The organism is Akkermansia massiliensis, assembly GCF_018847375.1.
Lineage (GTDB): Bacteria > Verrucomicrobiota > Verrucomicrobiia > Verrucomicrobiales > Akkermansiaceae > Akkermansia > Akkermansia massiliensis.
In genome coordinates, this window is sequence record NZ_CP072036.1 from 2266209 (window position 1) to 2283177 (window position 16969).

At 61.2% G+C, this 16969-nt stretch carries 10 protein-coding genes and 2 riboswitches; of the genes, 3 read left to right on the forward strand and 7 right to left on the reverse strand.

What is annotated here, in order from left to right:
* Positions 1-61: 61 nt before the first annotated feature.
* Positions 62-3952: an autotransporter domain-containing protein gene (locus J5W70_RS09440; protein WP_215832736.1), complete on the reverse strand. Its 3891-nt coding sequence runs from the start codon at positions 3950-3952 to the stop codon at positions 62-64.
* Between the two features lie 104 nt (positions 3953-4056).
* A riboswitch (cobalamin riboswitch) is annotated at positions 4057-4204 on the reverse strand.
* A gap of 144 nt (positions 4205-4348) precedes the next feature.
* On the opposite strand from J5W70_RS09440, the gene J5W70_RS09445 reads away from it, so the two are divergent.
* Complete coding sequence (locus J5W70_RS09445; RefSeq protein ID WP_022396739.1) at positions 4349-5359, forward strand: acyltransferase family protein; 1011 nt, start codon at positions 4349-4351, stop codon at positions 5357-5359.
* 7 nt (positions 5360-5366) lie between these two features.
* Here J5W70_RS09445 and J5W70_RS09450 read toward each other — a convergent pair whose 3' ends face one another.
* From J5W70_RS09450 to J5W70_RS09475, 6 genes are read right to left on the reverse strand one after another with little or no spacing between them, the layout of a single operon-like run.
* Positions 5367-5954: a bifunctional adenosylcobinamide kinase/adenosylcobinamide-phosphate guanylyltransferase gene (locus tag J5W70_RS09450; RefSeq protein ID WP_102729385.1), complete on the reverse strand. Its 588-nt coding sequence runs from the start codon at positions 5952-5954 to the stop codon at positions 5367-5369.
* Entirely contained in the window at positions 5929-6744 is an 816-nt protein-coding gene (gene cbiR / locus J5W70_RS09455) for a cobamide remodeling phosphodiesterase CbiR (RefSeq protein ID WP_215832737.1), read from the reverse strand. The genes J5W70_RS09450 and cbiR overlap by 26 nt, the downstream gene beginning before the upstream one ends.
* The gene (cobS, locus tag J5W70_RS09460; protein WP_022396741.1) at positions 6741-7481 is read right to left on the reverse strand and encodes an adenosylcobinamide-GDP ribazoletransferase; all 741 of its coding nucleotides are present in this window, start codon (positions 7479-7481) and stop codon (positions 6741-6743) included. The genes cbiR and cobS overlap by 4 nt, the downstream gene beginning before the upstream one ends.
* Positions 7482-7501: 20 nt before the next feature.
* Positions 7502-8542, reverse strand: a complete 1041-nt coding sequence (gene cobT, locus J5W70_RS09465) for a nicotinate-nucleotide--dimethylbenzimidazole phosphoribosyltransferase (RefSeq protein ID WP_022396742.1) — start codon at positions 8540-8542, stop codon at positions 7502-7504.
* A 5-nt stretch (positions 8543-8547) separates the two neighbouring features.
* Positions 8548-9531 carry an adenosylcobinamide-phosphate synthase CbiB gene (gene cbiB / locus J5W70_RS09470; RefSeq protein ID WP_022396743.1) on the reverse strand — a complete coding sequence of 328 codons (984 nt, stop codon included), beginning with the start codon at positions 9529-9531 and terminating at the stop codon, positions 8548-8550.
* Between the two features lie 3 nt (positions 9532-9534).
* On the reverse strand, positions 9535-12111 hold the full coding sequence (locus J5W70_RS09475) for a cobyric acid synthase (RefSeq protein ID WP_022396744.1): 2577 nt from the start codon (positions 12109-12111) through the stop codon (positions 9535-9537).
* 343 nt (positions 12112-12454) lie between these two features.
* Positions 12455-12594, forward strand: a riboswitch (cobalamin riboswitch).
* A 35-nt stretch (positions 12595-12629) separates the two neighbouring features.
* Here J5W70_RS09475 and J5W70_RS09480 point away from each other — a divergent pair.
* The gene (locus J5W70_RS09480) at positions 12630-14636 is read left to right on the forward strand and encodes a TonB-dependent receptor plug domain-containing protein (RefSeq protein ID WP_022396745.1); all 2007 of its coding nucleotides are present in this window, start codon (positions 12630-12632) and stop codon (positions 14634-14636) included.
* A 146-nt stretch (positions 14637-14782) separates the two neighbouring features.
* Positions 14783-16900 (forward strand): extracellular solute-binding protein, encoded by a 2118-nt coding sequence (locus tag J5W70_RS09485; protein WP_022396746.1) that lies wholly within the window; start codon positions 14783-14785, stop codon positions 16898-16900.
* The last annotated feature ends 69 nt before the right edge of the window (positions 16901-16969 follow it).

Here is a 16969-nt window from a genome sequence, read left to right on the forward strand (position 1 = left end):
GAAAAAACGGAGGGAATCCGCGGTGGATTCCCTCCGGAATGTTTCCGAATGGGAAGAACGTTTAGAACGAATAGCGCACGGTGGCGTTAACGCTCTGGTTGGTCATGTGTTCCCTCTGTTCCAGATGGTAGAAGGTTCCGGCGCTCCAGGCGCTGGAAATGACCCAGTTCAGCCCCGCATGGACGATCAGGGCGTGGCGTCCCGGATGGACGCCGTCTACCCGGAAGGGCGTGCCGAAGGCGTCCGTTTTCACGGAAGCGTTGCGGCGGGAGACGTCTCCGGCGTAGGCAACCGTCATCTGCGGCAGCAGGTACTGGCCCCTGCCGACGGCGATCTGCTTCTGCCAGGTGACGCCGGCGGGGATGCTCCAGTTCTGCACGGAGCCGTCCTGGTACCAAGCGGTGCCGGAACCGGAATGCTCCCCGAAGGATCCCTTGGAGCCGTGCAGGAATTCAATGCCTGCGAAGGGTTTCAGCACATCCGTGCTGCTCAGGCGGATGTTCCAGGTTCCCTTCAGGCCGAAGCCGTACACGTCATCGTTCCAGGAGGCGGTGGCGGGTCTGCCGCCCAGCGTGCCGTCCGCATCGTTGTCCATGCGGCCGTAGGTGAAGTAGCCGTCAATGTCCACGCTGTTTCCTCGGAGCAGGTCGCGGTGGTAACGCTGGTAGAGGGCCAGCATCAGGCCGTCCTGGTTCGCCTTGAACTGCTTGTCCGCGGAGTGGAAGCAACCGAAGGTCTGGCCGAAGGCCGCGCCGGATATCCAGTTTTTCGTCCAGGCGTAGTCCAGGCCTACGGCATAACCGCCGCCCTTGTAGTCAAAGCCGGAGGCTCCCGTGGCGGAGGAAACGTTCATGAAGTCCCCCAGCCCGGAGAACCAGATGTTGCGCCTGCCCGGTCCGCGGAAATCCAGTTGGGAAGCCGCCGTATGGGCGAAGCTGTCCACCACCCGGACGGAGGACCACAGCGTGTTGGCAATGCGGGAGGCTTCTTCTCCGCGCAGGGCTTTCACGGCGTTGATGTTGACCTTGCCGTTGAAGATCAGGTGCAGCCCGTCGCCGGAAACCGTGAAGCTGGTATCCGTGACCAGGTCCGTGCGGCCCTTCAGCGTGGGGTCGATGCTGGTCAGGTCCCACAGGGAACCGTCCGGATCAATGACGGTGTCCGAGTCCAGGTTGACCAGGGACAGGGAGAAGCTTTGTTCCTTGCTGAAGAGCAGGTTGTCCCCGATGACCACATTGACGTGCGCTCCATCCACATGGTAGGAGGAAGAGACGTTCATTTGGGAATAGGTGTCCGCTCCGGTATGGGCGGCGTCCGCCGCCGCCGTTCCGTTCACGATGAACGTGAGTTCCTGCACTCCCCCCCACGCGTTCAGGCCGCCTTCATAGTTGTGGTAGCCTGCGGAGGAGCCGGAGCCGATCACGATTTCACTGCCGTAATAGGTAACCTCTCCCTTGAAGGCGCCGGAACCGGAGACGGTGGAACCGCTGTTGGTTTCCACGCCGGATAGAACGGTGGAGCCGTTCAGCACCAGATGCCCCGGATTAGCCGGATGGGCGAATGCCTCACCCAGGCGGATCCTCCCGCCTTCCACGCCCAGACTGGCGTTCCTGCCGTCCAGAACGAGGGTGGCGTTGTTGCTGATGACGACGTTTTCCGCCGCATAGGAACCCTTGGCGACAACCTTCACATCCTGTGCCGTGACGTTGAGGTTCGCGAAGGCGCCTCCGTCGGCGGCGGAGGCGCTGTAGCCTGCCGTGCCGGAGTGTTCCCAGTTCAGGGTCTGTTCTTTTTCATCCTTGCCCGCCAGCGTCAGTTGGCCGGAAGCGCCGCTGACGGCTCCGGAGGAAATGACGGCGTCCGACTGGCTCAAGTCAGCCTCCCCTCCTTCCAGCACGATGCCGTGCTCAGGCAGGTTTTCCCCGATGATGACCTTGGAGCCTTCCCCCACATGGATGCTTTCTCCGGGGTTGACGACGATGGGGGCGCCTTCACCCAGGAATACCTGGCCCTGGAGGCGGTAGCTCATGCGGTAGTTTTCCAGTTGGAAGTTGTCCACCCTGGCTCCGTACATGGCGGTGATGCCGTTTTTGATCTGGTCCAGCGTGACGACCCAGGCGGAATCCGTGGCGTTGAGCACCGTGGCACCTACCGTGGCGTTTTGCGCCAGGTCCAGATTTACGTTCAGGCCGTCAAAGCCCACTTCCAGGGCCGTTCCCGCCGCATTCTGCACCAGGGTTCCGTTGAGCAGCGTCATGCCTTCCGCAATGGTGAGCGTGCCGCTGCCGGAGATGGAGCCCTGGTTGTTGACGACGGCCCCGTCACGGAGTATCTGGGAGTTCCCGGTCAAGGTGACGGCAGAGCCGTGGCCCACGTTGACCCGGTTGAACAGGCCGACAGTTTTTTCCGTGGAGATGGTCCAGTTCGCTTCGTTGTCCGCACTGCCCACGTTGAGCGTGACGGAGGAATGGTGGGTGGCCGTATCGGACTTGCTGGTGTTGACGGTTGTCCGCACCGTATAGTCAAACAGTCCCGGAGCGGCTTCCGTTCCGGACAGCAGCGTAATGGTATCCACGGAGCCTTCCGCTCCGGAGCCGCCCAGTTCCCAGATGCCGCTGATGGAAGCTCCGGCGTGGACGGTGACGTTGTCCGCCGTGTTTTCCGTGGAGAAGCCGGAACCCGTATTGGACCCGCTGTACAGGGCATACCCCGTTGCTTCGTTCCCCGTCGCCGTTGCTTCAATGACGCCGGTGGAACCGATGGTCGTCGTGATGCCGGCTCCTCCCATCAGGGCCGCCGCCGTGCTGCCGGCAGTTGCCGCGCTGACGGTTCCGTTGATAGTGCCGGTGGTCAGGGAGAATTCCGCCAGCAGCCCGTAGGCTTCCGCAGCTCCCGTGGAGGAGGCGGAGATGAAACCGCTGACGTTTCCCACGGACAAGGAGCCCGTGGAACGTGCCCCGGCGGCCGTTCCGGCCATGGCTTCCGCCCGGATGGCGCCGCCCACATTGCCGATGGTAATATTGGAATGGGTCTGGTAACCCCCTTCTTCTCCGGCGAAGAGGCCGTAGGCGTCCATGCCGTTGGTCGTGGCGGTAACGCTTCCCGTTGCTCCCATGTCGCCCAGCGTGATGTTTTCCCTGGCTTCAATGCCGATGGCGGAAAAGTCCTCGCTTTCATCATTGGAGCCGGAGGCTGCGGTGATTTGACCGTCCAGCCGGGTAATGTTCACCTGCCCGTAGTTGGACTGGATGCCTCTGGCTCCGTAGCCGCCGGCCGTCGCCGCGGAAATGCTGCCGGTGGAGGAAAAGGTGCCGATGTTGACGTCCTTGTAGCGCGGGCCCTGGTAGTCCATGGTATTTCCGTAGGCATACAGTCCCCTCGCATAGTTTCCTGTTCCCAGGTCCACGGAGATTTTGCCGGCCATCGTTCCAATGTCCAGGCGCCCCTGATAGGCGTAAATGCCATTGGAGGAGAAATTGGCCGTGATGGAGATGAGGGCGTCTTCCGTGATCGTTCCGATGGAGAGTATTTTCCCGTAGCTCCGGATGCCGGTGGCATTCGTTCTGGCTGCGGAGATGTTGAATGTTCCTGCCAGGGTGCCGATGTCCACATTGACTCCGGAGGAGGTGTCAATGCCGAAGGCGTTGTTTGCCGTGGAGGAGACGTTGAATACGGCATCCCCGGCAATCGCGCCAATGCTGAGGGTGCCTGATTTTCCCCAGATTCCGCGCACGTTGCTGGAGCCTGTCACGTTGAATGTGGCGGAGACCGTTCCCAGGGCCGCATCTGAGGCGGTTCTGGCTACAGTGGCGTCATAAGCGCCGGCCAGGTCTTCCCTGGCAGTATCCTGGGCATGGACCGTTCCCAGCATGCCGAGGCAGGCCAGGGTCATAGCCACAGCCTGCATCCGGTGCCTGGCGTGGCACGGTGTTTTTTCAGGAGTGTTGAACATTCCGGACTTCAAGGAGGCCGGACCATCATAGTCTGCTCCGTTCAAGCGGAGCGTGTTGGATGAATGCATGTGTATGGTCTGAATGCCGGAATACTCGCCGGCGGTTCATAAAATACTTCGGGGCTGGCGATCTGGCTCATTGCAGGTTTTTAAGCCGTGCAATATACAGTGGCGGTACCGCTCCGGATTCACACCGGATTCCCCATCTATTTCCTGCCCGTACCACGGGCTTCCCGGAAGCGCCTCCGGTTGGTGAGGGAGGCATGGCATGCCTAACATATCCTCCGGACCCTGTCAATTGGAACTTTTTCTTGCGTTTGGCTCCCTGTTTCGTATTGCCATGAAGAACGGCCGTGCTATCATGGCGCCCCGGATGTTCGTTATTGTATTTGGCATATGTATGAAGCGTTAACGAACTCTCCTTCACATGCGCCGGGCATCGTCCGGGGAAGGAAACTGACGGAGAAGTGCCGTGACCCGTGGGTAGATATTATCCGTGTGCTGGCCATGTTGCTTATCATGATCCAGCATACTCCCGCTTCTCATGGCTTCACTGTGTATGCAACACGTGCGGGCGTATTTTTCTTTTTCATGGCGGCGGGTTACTTCCTGGCCCGGAAGTATGGGGGCAGCCCGGCCTCGGTGCCCTGGCTTAACTGGAGAAAAGCGTTTCTGATTCTGTGTGCCTATTTATTTTGGATTTTCGTTTCCATGGCCTTGTTCGGGTTTCCCGCGGACATTGTAAAATGGATGACCGGTCTGGGAATAGGGCGCCCTCCTTTGGGAACTGTTTTATGGTTTTTGCGGGATTTAATGGTGTTTGTGCTGGTTTCAGGAGCGTTATTCCGGATGCCGCGGGCCTGTCTGCTCATTCTGTCCATGGCCTCCCTGGTGCTTTTCAGTACGAGCAATTCCCTTTACTTGTCCTTCGAATACATGGACAAGGTTTTCTGCGTTATCCATCCCAGGGGTTTTGGAGCATTTGCCCTTGGCATGTTTTTGTGCCGTTATTCCCTTGAAGAGTTGAAGAATGCGGTCGGTAAAGCGTGGCTGTACGTGCTGATGGTGTTTCCCGTTATTTTTATATGGGAAATGTACAGCACCGTTCAGGAGTCTGCGTTATCCTTGTGCATGGGCGTGCTGTGGCTGGCATCCTGCGCCTTCTTGATGATGCGGTATTTTCCGGGAATCTCCTCTTTCTGCGCCCGTTTGGCTCCCTCCGTCTTTTTTGTATATGCCGCGCATGCCCTGGTTTATGAGTGCATGCTCAGGCTCGGTTTTCCAAGGGGAAGCTTCTGGATATGGGGAATGGCCGTACCCCTTGTTTTTCTGGCTCTGAGCGGACTGTACTTTTTACTGGCGCGGATGTGTCCGGCAGTGTTGAAGTATATTGCGCTGAAGAATTGACCGTCTGCTATTTTTTTACGGTTACGGGAAGCCCCGCAACCATGAAGTAAACTTCGTCCGCGCTTTTGGCTAGAAGCTGGTTGGCGATGCCAAGCCCGTCGCAGTAGTGGCGCGTTTCCGCGTCCGCCTGGCTGATGCCCATGCCGGTTTCAGAGGAGACCAGAACCCAGGGCACGGGGGATTGGGGGATAAGTTCCTTCAAGGCCTCTATTTCCTCAATCAGCGCTTCCTGGAACGGCTCGTAGTTCGTAGGGTCCTTCTGGGCGTACAGGGTATTGGAGGCGAGCAGGGTGACGCATTCCAGAATGACGCCGTCCACCTGGTCCAGCAGGCCGGATTCCCGGACGGCGGCGGCCACATGGCGGGGACATTCCAGCGTAAGCCAGCTTGCCGGGCGCCGTTCCCGGTGCTTGCGCACGCGGTATTCCATGGATCCGGCTCCGGGCCACACCTCCGCCGTGGCGACGTACAGGATTTTTTCCCCGAATCCGGCGGCTATCTGTTCGGCGTATTGGCTTTTGCCGCTTCTGATGCCGCCCAGGACGAGCGTCATGCGTGCGGGATTGGCGTCAGTGTTTGGAGATGTAGCGTTCATGGGATTCCAGCATGGCTTGGTGGGAGTTCAGAAAGTCGTCCAGGCTGAAGACTTCCAGAGTGATGAGGGGGGAGAAACGGATGTCCCACATGGGGTGGAGGATGGCGTCCAGCGTGGCGGCGGGCATGTGGTGCAGGGATTTGTGGTCCCGTTTTTCCAGCCCGTGCAGGTGGCACATGCGTATGTCCGGCAGCCAGAGCGGCAGCAGTTCTTCCGGCCGCAGGCCTTCCTTCCAGACATGGCCTATGTCAAAGCAGCGGGAATGGGGCGTGGCGGAGACCAGCTTGTCCAGGTAGTCGGTCGGGTGGCGTTCCAGGTTTTCCAGGGCCAGGCATTCCGGCGCGGGCAGGTGGGGCGTGATTTGCTCCAGGCTGCGGAGGATGCTTTCCGTTTCACGCTCCGTAAGATAGGGGCGCATGTCCGGACCGGGAATGTGGTCCGTAACCACGTGCATGACCCACGTGTGGGGCTCCAGTTCTCGGGTCAGGTCAATGGCTCGGATGATGTTTTCCGTGTAGCGGCGCCCTGATTCCTCCGTGGCGAAGCCGCCATCCGTGGGCAGGTGGACGTTCCACTTGACCCCTGCATCCGCGGCGATTCCGGCCAGCTCCCGGATTTCCGCCGGGGTAATGAGTCCCTCCCCGTGGTCTCCGGCTTCCAGCAGGAGCAGGGCAATGTCATCCGCGTAATGGACGCATTCCCTGATGGCGGGGACGTAGTAGTCCGGGATGATGAAGGAGGTGCAGCCAATGCTGAGGCCCGGAACGCGGCATTTGTGCGGAGTTTTCATAAGGTGCAGAAGGTGAGCAGGACGAGCCATTCCGTGCATTCCACGGTGCAGCCGAACACGTCTCCGGTGACGCCTCCCAGGCGGCGGCGGGCATACAGGAGCAACGCCGTGGAACCGGCCAGGGCGGCAAGCAGCGCGTACAGCCCGTGCCACCCTGCCAGCGCGCAGGCAGCCAGGGTGACGGCGGCGGCTATCAGGGCGTGGACTGGGCGCGTCCCCTGCTTGAAGGCTTCCCCCATGCCGCCGGGGCGCGCGCCCGGAAAGCGCATGGCGATGAAGATCTGGCTGCGGGCCAGCAGCCCGGCCAGCGCGCACGCCGTGAGCAGAAGCTCCCATGAACCGAAGGCCGCCAAAGCCGCCAGCGCGGCGCCCTTGAAGGCCAGGTTAAAGAACAGGGCCGTGCCGCCGAAGGTGCCCAGGCGGGAGTCTTTCATGATTTCCAGCCTGCGTTCCCTCGGCACTTCCACGGGCAGTCCGTCCCCGCAGTCCGCCACTCCGTCCAGATGCAGGCCGCCCGTGATGGCTACCCAGCAGGCGCAGCCGATGACGCCGCAGACCAGCGGGGGGAAGAGCAGGGTGGCCGCCCAGGTGAGGCCGCCTGCCAGCCCTCCCACGACGAGGCCGACCAGCGGGAGCCATGCGGAGATGCCGTTCAGGTCGTTTTGCAGCGGCCACGGGCCTACGGGCAGCCGGGTCAGGAAGCCGAAGGCGGAGCGGATGGTGGTAATGACGGCCATGGTGCAGGGAAAGGGAATATTTAGCGCGGAACGGTGATGTCCAGTTCCGGCAGGGTTTTCATTTCAGACAGCACGCGCGTGGCGGCGTCCAGCAGCGGAAAGAACAGGGCCGCTCCCGTGCCTTCCCCCAGGCAGAGGCCCAGGTCCATGTACATGGTGACGCCGATGTGGTCCATGATGAGCTTGTGCCCCGGTTCCGCGGAGTTGTGGGAGCCGATGAAGTACTGAGCCGCTTCCGGGCGTATGCCCTGGGCGATGGCAGCCGCCGCCCCGGCAATGAAGCCGTCAATGACGATGGGGACGCGCAGGGAGGCCGCGCCCAGCATCAGCCCGGCCATGGCCCCTATTTCCGGTCCTCCTACCTTCGCCAGCACGTCGATGGCGTCGGAAGGGTCGGGCTTGTTCAGGGCGATTCCCTGTTCGATAAGCTCTATTTTTTTACGGATGACTTCTCCCTTGACGCCGGAGCCGCGCCCCGTCACGGTTTCCACCGGGGTGCCCGTGAGCACGGACACGATGGCGGAAGAGGGCGTGGTATTGCCGATGCCCATTTCTCCGGCGGCCACGATGTCCAGCCCCCTGGCTTTTTCCTCCCGGGCCATGTCGATGCCCACTTGCAGGCATTCCAGCGCCTGTTCCCTCGTCATGGCCGGGCCCCTGCTGAAATCGTTGGCTCCGTGCATGACCTTTCTTTTCACCAGCCCCGGCAGGTCGCCGAAGTCGTAATTCACGCCCACGTCCACCACGGAGAGGCGGGCTCCCGCGTTGCGCGTGAAGGCGTTGATGGTGCCGCCGCCTTGAAGGAAGTTGCGGGTCTGGATGTAAGTGACGTCCGTGGATGTCAGGCTGAGGCCGTGGTCGGCAATGTGGTGGTCCGCGGCGAAGAGGACCACGGCCTTGTCCTTCAGGCGCGGCGCGGGATTGCCGGTCATGGCGGCAATCTGGATGGCTACGGGTTCCAGCTTCCCCAGCGCGAGGGGGGGCTTGGCCAGTATTTTCTGATGTTCCAGGGCGGTTTTGGCGGCCTGTTCGTCCAGCGGGGGAATATGCAGTTTGTTCATGATGGTCAGAAGAGGGTAATGAAGAAAAGGATGAGGGAGAAGATCAGCGTGCCCGCGGCGGCGGTTATCCACATGAGGCGTATGGCCAGGGCCAGGTCACTGACGGTGGCTTCCGTGCGCCCGGTTCCTATCCACGGATAGTCCGCAGGAATCCCCTTGTAGGAGACCGGACCGCCGATGCGGAGGCCCAGCGCGCCCGCGAAGGCCGCCTCGCTCCAGGCGGAGTTTGGGCTGGCATGGGCGCGGCGGAAGGCCCAGCCCGTAGTGAGCGCCCTCCGGGCGGAGGTTCCCTTCACGAAGAGGGCCGCCAGGGAAATGCACGGCAGGATGAGGCGCGCGGGGATAAAGTTGAGCGCATCGTCCGTGCGGGCGGCAAAGGTGCCGAAGCGTCTGTACCGGTCGTTCTTTTTCCCCCACATGGCATCCAGAATATTGAAAACGCGGTGCGTCAGCGCGGCGAAGGCCGCGCCGAAAGGACCTCCTGCCAAACAGCCTGCTGTAGCCCAGAACAAGGTGGAAAAGACGCCGTCCGTCAGATTTTCCGCCACGCTTTCAATGGCCGCCCTGGCCATGCCGTGACGGTCCAGCCGTTCCGTGTCCCTCCCTACGATCATGGAAACGGCGTGCCGCGCCTCGCCGTCCTTCCCGCTGCGCAGGGCGTTCGCCACCCGCAGCGCATGTTCCGCCAGGCCGCGCGGGGCCATGCAGATGTAAATGACCAGAACGGCCGGAATCCAGGGAATCCATAGGGAGGATGAGAGGGAAAATAGAAGGAAAAATACCGCGCAGGCAAGCCATGCGGCGGCGCAGGTTCCTAAAGCCGCCGCCATCCCCGCCGTAAAAGTCCCTCCCCACAGCCGCCGCGCCAGGGTTTCCGCGCGACGCGCGCACCAGCCGATCAGGCAGACGGGATGGAACCTGTTGGGCGGGTCCCCCGCCAGAATATCCAGCAGAAGGGCCGCAGGCAGGATGAACGGGCACGGAAGCATGGGTCAGCGTTTCAGTTGAAGAATACGGTAGATGGCCTTGAGGTCCACATGCTCCCGGACTACGTCCGCCAGGCGGTCCAGCGCGCCGTCCAGGTCATAGGAGGCGTGCAGGGATGGATTGGGAGACAACCCGGAATCCACTCTGACCATGTTGATGAACGCGCGGCGGAACTGGTCGCCGTCCAGAATGCCGTGCAGGTACGTGGCCCAGATGCGGCCTTTGCCGTAGCCGCAGGGGGAGCCGTCTTCCCGGAACATGATGGGGATGCTCGCTCCCTCATGGCGGGTGACGCCGTGGTGGATTTCATAGCCCGCCGCGGGAGGGGCCAGCGGCGTGCTTGCCCGGCGCACGTTGAGCAGGGTTTTGGCGGCGGCGAAGGTGGTGGAAAGTTCCAGCAACCCCAGCCCCGGCGTCTGTTCCTCTGCGGATTCCATGTGCAGAGGGTCCAGAATGTCCGTTCCCAGCATTTGCAGGCCGCCGCAGACGCCCAGCATCCACTTTCCCTGTTCAGCGTGCCGGCGGATGGGTTCTTCCATCCCCGCGGCGCGCAGTCCGGCCAGGTCCGCCGCCACGCTCTTGGTGCCGGGCAGGATGACCAGGTCCGGGTTCCCCCATTCCTCCCGAGTCCGCACCTGGCGGAGGCGAACGTCCGGCTCCGCCGCCAGCGGGGCGAAGTCCGTGAAGTTGGAGACATGGGCGGGCATCACTACGGCCACGTCCAGGCTGTCCGCGTGCTTGGCTTGCCCGTCCTGTTCAAAGGGCAGCGCGGCCCGGTCCTCTTCCGGAATGCTGATGTTCCGTATCATCGGGATGACGCCCAGCACGGGCTTGCCTGTACGGTCCAGCATGTAGCTGTGTGCCGGGGCCAGCAGCTCCGGGTCTCCGCGGAACTTGTTGACCACAAAACCCGCCAGCAGCTCTTTTTCCCAGGGGGTGAACGTCATCCACGTCCCCAGGAAGGAGGCGTACACGCCGCCCCGGTCAATGTCCCCGGTGAGCAGAACTTTGGCGCGCGCGTAGCGGGCCATGTTCATGTTCACCACGTCTGCGGATTTCAGGTTGATTTCTCCGGGGCTTCCGGCCCCTTCCAGGCACAGGACGTCATACTCGTCCGCCAGGGAATCGTACGCCCGGCGCACGTCCGGCCAGAAGCGCCTTTTGGCCGTAAAATATTCCCGCGCCTCCATGTGGCCCACGGCGCGCCCCAGCACGATCACCTGGGAGCCGGTGTTGGAATGGGGCTTGAGCAGGATGGGGTTCATCCTGGCATCCGGGTCGATGCGGCAGGCCTGGGCCTGCACCATCTGGGCGCGGCCCATTTCCTCCCCCAGCGCGGTCACGCCGGAGTTGAGGGCCATGTTCTGCGCCTTGAACGGGGCCACCCGGTGGCCGTCCTGAAGAAAAATGCGGCACAGGGCCGCCGTGAGCACGCTTTTTCCAGCATCGGAGCAGGTGCCCTGAATCATCAGGGCCGGTTTGGGCAGTTTGCGGAGAATGGCGGGGCCGTCGCCCTTCAGCTCGGCCCGCAGGGCCTCTGCCAGCAGGGCGTGTTCCTCCGGCGTGCGAACGCCTGCACGGAACCAGCCGCCGTTTTCCAGCCCCGGATAATTGGAGCAGTCGCGCAGCGCGATGCCGTGGTTTTTCAGGAGCCGGGCGGCCAGGCCGGAAGGCGCCCCCGCCAGGCGGAAGAGCAGGAAGTTGGCTCCGGACGGGAGTACTGCGGCCCCCGGCAGGGCGGAAAGCCTGCGGAACAGGTCTTCCCGGCGTTCCCGGTTCAGGGAGCGTTCTCCGTCCGCCCATGAAGGCGGCTGTTCCAGCACGGCCCGCGCCGCCGCCGCCGCAAAGGCGTTCACGTTCCACGCGGGCAGGGACTGCCTCAGCCGTTCCGCCAGCGGAGCGGCGCAGACGGAAAAGCCGCACCGGATACCGGCGATGCCGTAAAATTTGGTCAGAGAACGCAGGACAACCAGGTTGGGCAGAAGGGCCGCGTCACGGAGAAGCGATTCCGTTCCGTCCGCATAGTCAATGAAAGATTCGTCAATAATCCAGATGACTCCGGGGCGGTCCCGCACGGCCTGGCGCAGGGCCGGAACGTCCAGCAGGCCGCCGGACGGATTACAGGGATTCGCCAGGAAAACGGCGCTTCCGCCTGCGGCCTGTTCCGCCGTCAGGAGGGGTGACGGAATAAAGGAATTCCGTTCTTCCGTCCGGATGGAAAGAACGTCTGTGCCATGGCGCAGGCAGGCCAGCCTGTATTCGGAAAAAGCGGGTTCCGGAATAACGGCCCGTTTCAGTTCCAGCGCGCGCGGGAGGGCGTGAATCAGTTCGTTGGCTCCGTTGCCGAAGGTGAAGCAACCGGAAGGCAGCCCGTAATGAACCGCCGCCAGTTCCCGCAGCTCCGCCATGTCCGGGGAGGGGTAGGGAACGGCTGCATCCATGGCCTTCCACAGCGCGGAGGCAATGAACTCCGGCATTCCCTCCGGCCTCAGGTTGACGCTGAAATCCAGAATCTCCCGTTCGGGCCGTCCGGCGTCCGCCGCCAGGGATTTTAAATCCCCTCCGTGTGAAAAACTGTTCATGCCGTAGTAGTAGAGACCGGAATTCCGGACGTCCGCGCGTGCCGGGAAAAGGAAGGAAACGCCTTGAAGAAACAGTTTTTCCGGGAGTTGGGAACTCCGCTGAAAACGGAAATCCTTCCCCGCTGCGGGAAGGAGGGTGAAAGGCGCGTCATGGGCGCATCATGTCCTGTACGCGCCGGGGGTGACAAGACAAAAATGGAGAACTCCGGTTGGAAAAACGGGATGGCGTGCGGCGGCTGAAAAGAGGAAGCGTCCGCAAAGCGGCGGAATGTTCAAAGAAAAATTTTTTTGGCTTGTCATACCGGTCTCTTTGGTATTTCATCCGTCTCATGAACCCTTATGGGAAGGGTTACAGACCTCAGGGACGCCCGTAGCCGGGCAGGAAATAGATTGGGGAATACCGGTGTGAATCCGGAGCGGTACCGCCACTGTAAGCGAGCCTGTCTCGCAAGCCAGAAGACCAGCCTGTGGGGTTGTCCAACTGTTCGGCGAGTTACCGAACGTAAGGCACCACAACCATGCTTTATACGAAGAAAGCCCTTCAGATGGGCGCTATTGCCGTTGGCCTTGCCGCATTCGCAGGCCAGTCCTCTCTTGCCGAGTCCGCTAAAAAAGAAGACTCCAAGCCCTCCGCCAGTTCGGAAACCATGCAGGTCATGCCGGAATTGACCATGGCGTCCCACTTTACGGGCGTGCCGTACAACCGGTCCGGGATATCCGTTTCCATCATCAATCCGGAAGAATTCCAGAAGGCGGGCATTGAAACCCTGACAGGAGCCCTTTCCCAGACTCCCGGCGTCTTCACGCTGGACGGCGGCGGCACCTGGCAGCGCGGTTCCGTGAGCAACACCGTCATCCGCGGGATGAACAAGGAAACCTACACCCTGACCATGGTTGACGGCATGCGCATCAGTGATGTCAACATGTCCGGCAACAAGCTGCTGGGGATCACCAATCTCTTTACGGTGGACAATGTGGAAGTGGTGAAGGGCGCCCAGGGCGCCGTCTTCGGTTCCGGCGCCATTGGCGGCGTTGTCGCCATGGACACCCCGGAAGGGGAAGGCGATCCCGTGACCAGGATTTTTGCGGAAGCCGGTTCTTTCCATTCCTTCAACAGCTACGCGACTTCCTCAGGCAAGATCAAGAAGCTTTCCTACTTTGTAGGCGTGGGGTTTGAATCCACGGAAAACGATCCCACCATTTATCCGGCCATTTATGACAACCGGAAAGGCATGAACGACTTCCGCCAGTGGCAGGAAGCCGTGCGCCTGGGCTATGACGTCAATGACAAGGTGAAGGTGGGCTTTACCTACCGCCGCCTGGACTCCTACTTTGAATACCCCACGCCATATGTGGATTACGACCAGTGGCCCGCCGTGACGGACCCCCACCTGTACAACACGGAAGACAAGAACCGCAGCAACCTGGTGACGGGGCGCGTGGATGCGGAAATTACCAAGCTGTGGTCCACCAGCTTTATGATCGGGCATTACAACATGGACTATTCCACGCATACGCCGGGCTTCGATTTCCAGCCCAACGTGATGCGCAACCGCCGCTTCCAGACGGAATGGCGCAATGCACTTACGTGGAACAAGGAATGGAAGACGGTCTCCGGCATGGCCTGGGACCGCTCCGACTACATGAGCGAAAACAATTACGTGGCCAAGGATGAATGGCAGAGCACGCTTGCCTTCTTTGCGGAGCAGATGTGGGCGCCCACGGACAACTTTGACGCCAGCGTGGCCCTGCGCCTGGAGCATGATTCCGTCTGGAACAACCACTTCACGTGGCGTTATTCCAATTCCTGGAAGGTGACGGGCAAGGATTCCCCCACCCGTATTTTCGGTTCCGTGGGTTCCGGCTTCCGCGCCCCCACCTACTTTGAACAGTACGCCGCCAATTACGGCTACGTGGGCAATCCGGACCTGGATGTGTCCAAATCCCTGGGCGGAGACCTGGGCGTGGAACAGCGCCTGGCGGACAACCATTACGCTTCCGTGACGGGATTCTGGACCCGCATCAACGATGAAATCGGCACCAGGAGCGTAGGCACGTGGCCCAACTCCTACACGACTTACGACAACTTCTCCCACGCCACTTCCTATGGCGTGGAAGTAGCGTTCAAGGGGCAGTTCAAGGATGCGTGGAACAGCGGCTATTATGCCAACTACACCTTCACGATGCCCAAGCGCGACTCCATCGGCAACTATGAAACCATCCAGATGGCCAATACCGCCCGCCACACCATCAACGCGGAGGTTTATACCTCTCCGGTTGAAAAACTGACGGTCGGCTTCGGCGTAACGTCCGCCATGGGCCGTACGGACTACAACTATGCCCGGCTGGACAACTTCTTTACGGCGCGTTTGTTCGCCAGGTACCAGGTGACGGACAATGTGGCGCTCCATGTGCGTGTGGAAAACCTGTTCGACCAGAATTTCATCATCACGAATGACTATAACTTCGGACCGCGCCAGGCCCGGGGGCTGGGAGTCTTCGGCGGTGTGACGGTCGAATTCTAATTGCTTTTCAGGACTAATTGTTGATTGCGCCCCCATCTTCCGTCTTGCGGGCTGTTTCAGGCGAAGGGAACAGCCACGGGCGGAAGATGGGCTTTTTGTTTTCCGGTGGTTCCGGAATCGGTTAACATGCGGCGGTAATCTAAGCTGTGTTTCGCTGGCTGTACATTCTGGGGGCGTTGGTCCTCGCCGTCTTTCTGGGAGGAGTCCTTTACTTCGCCCAGCGGGAAGCGGACGTTTGGCATGAGGCCTCCGGACGGACGGACGGCAGGGGCATGCCTGCCGTGTTTGACGGCTTCGTGGAACGGTGGAACAGGTCCGTGGAACGGGAACTGCTCCGGGAACTGGCAGGCGGCGAGCGGAAGAAAAGCCTGCTGTCCGTCTCCCGTGGCGATGGGGATGGGCGGCGTCTGGCCGAGCAGGAGCGTTCCGTGGAACGCATCGGCAGAAGGCTGGAGCTGAAAGACCATATCCGCCAGCTTCCCCTGGAGGAGGTTCCTGCTGGATTGGAATGGCAGACCGGAATGGAGGAACCGGAAGTAGGTGACCCCCGCGCCGTGAAAGGGGGGCTGGTCCGGCTGTGGATCAATACGCCGTTTCCCGGAACCCTGCGGGCGTTCGGACCGGGAAGCGAGACCTTTTTCAACTACTCCGCCATTGACAACGTGTGGCTTCCCCTGGTGGGGCTGCATCCGGAAACCTTCCGGCCCATTCCGGGGCTGGCGGACCGCTGGGCCGTCTCCGCGGACGGGAAAACCGTTTTTTACCATCTGGACCCGGAAGCGACGTACTCGGACGGCCGCCCCGTAAGGGCGCAGGACTTCCTGCTGAATATCTGCCTCCGCACGTCCGGCTTTGCCCGGGACCCCTTCTGGACCACCCTGTTCCGTTCCACGTATGACCAGATTACGGTATACGGGGATTCCGTCATTGCCCTGACGCTTCCGTCACCCGGGCCGCTGCTGCCTTACATGGCCTGCGTGGATTTCCATCCGGCCCATCCCGGTTTTTACCATGATTTCAACTCCCTGTTTCTGGAACGCTACCAGTGGAAGGCGCCCCCGAATACGGGGGGCTACGTGGTGGTTCCCGGTAAAATACGGATAGGCGAGCGCATTACCCTGGCCCGCGTGAAGGACTGGTGGGCGAAGGACAGGAAATACTACCGCTATTCCTGCAATGCGGACCAGGTGGAGCATGTATTTGTAAACCTGGAAAACAAGGCGGTTGAAATGTTCCGCCGCGGGGAGCTGGACATGATGAACGTCCGCAAGCCGGAAGTGTGGGAAAACAGGCTGGAACTGCCGGAAGTGCACTGGGGCTACATAGACAAGTACAGCCTGGAAGCCGGTTATGCCTGCCCCCCGTACGGCCTGTATCTGAACTGTGCGGACAAGCTTCTGAAAAACGCCGGCATTCGCAGGGGGCTGGCGCATTCCGTGAACATGGGCATGGTGATTGATACCCTGTTCCGCGGGAATATGAGAAGGCTGGGCTCCTACATGGAGGGGTACGGCGATCTGACGCTTCCGCTGAAAGCGCCGGAATACAGCAAGAAAAAAGCCATGGAATATTTTGCCCGCGCCGGCTACCGGGAAATGGGGGAAGACGGCGTGCTGAAGAATGAACGGGGGGAACGGCTGGTGGTGGAACTGACCTTCGCGGACTCCTCCACCCTGATGACCAACGTCTGTTCCATTCTCCGGCAGGAGGCCCTGAAATGCGGGGTGGACCTGCGCCTGGACCCCCTGACCTATAATGTCTGTTCCCGGAAGGTATTTGAAAAACGGTACCAGGCCGCCCTGTGGGCGTGGCCGCTCCAGACGCCGTTCCCCCGGCTGTATGAAACCTTTGCTTCCGAGCTGGCGTACGATGCCCGCGGCAACCCCGTGGGCAACACGAACAATATCTTTGCCGTGGCGGACACGGAACTGGATGCGGCCCTGAACGCGGAGCGGAATGCCCCGGATGACGCCGCCCTGAAAAAAGCCCTTCACCGCGCCCAAAAGCGCATTCATGAACTCTGCGTCTGGATTCCCGGCTGGCGGGAACCCTACACGTACGTCGCCTGCTGGCGCTGGATACGCTGGCCGGAATCCCCCACGCGGTTCTGTTCCCCCCGGATTTACAACCCCCTGGAATCCCACCTGTACTGGGTGGATGAAAAAATGAAGAAGGAAACGCAGGAGGCCCGGCGCCGGGGCGTTCCGTTTGAGGAAAGGCATCAGGTGATACGTGTTGAAAGACCGGATGACGCCGCTCCGTAATAAAACCAGCCCGCCGGCTCCTTTTTAAATTGAAAGGAGGCGGTTTTTCATCATAATTCCCCTGATTCT

Coding starts and splice junctions, on each gene's coding strand:
- J5W70_RS09440 (WP_215832736.1), bottom strand. CDS start 3,952: ATGTTCAACACTCCTGAAAAAACACCGTGCCACGCCAGGCACCGGATG.
- J5W70_RS09445 (WP_022396739.1), top strand. CDS start 4,349: ATGTATGAAGCGTTAACGAACTCTCCTTCACATGCGCCGGGCATCGTC.
- J5W70_RS09450 (WP_102729385.1), bottom strand. CDS start 5,954: ATGAACGCTACATCTCCAAACACTGACGCCAATCCCGCACGCATGACG.
- cbiR (WP_215832737.1), bottom strand. CDS start 6,744: ATGAAAACTCCGCACAAATGCCGCGTTCCGGGCCTCAGCATTGGCTGC.
- cobS (WP_022396741.1), bottom strand. CDS start 7,481: ATGGCCGTCATTACCACCATCCGCTCCGCCTTCGGCTTCCTGACCCGG.
- cobT (WP_022396742.1), bottom strand. CDS start 8,542: ATGAACAAACTGCATATTCCCCCGCTGGACGAACAGGCCGCCAAAACC.
- cbiB (WP_022396743.1), bottom strand. CDS start 9,531: ATGCTTCCGTGCCCGTTCATCCTGCCTGCGGCCCTTCTGCTGGATATT.
- J5W70_RS09475 (WP_022396744.1), bottom strand. CDS start 12,111: ATGAACAGTTTTTCACACGGAGGGGATTTAAAATCCCTGGCGGCGGAC.
- J5W70_RS09480 (WP_022396745.1), top strand. CDS start 12,630: ATGCTTTATACGAAGAAAGCCCTTCAGATGGGCGCTATTGCCGTTGGC.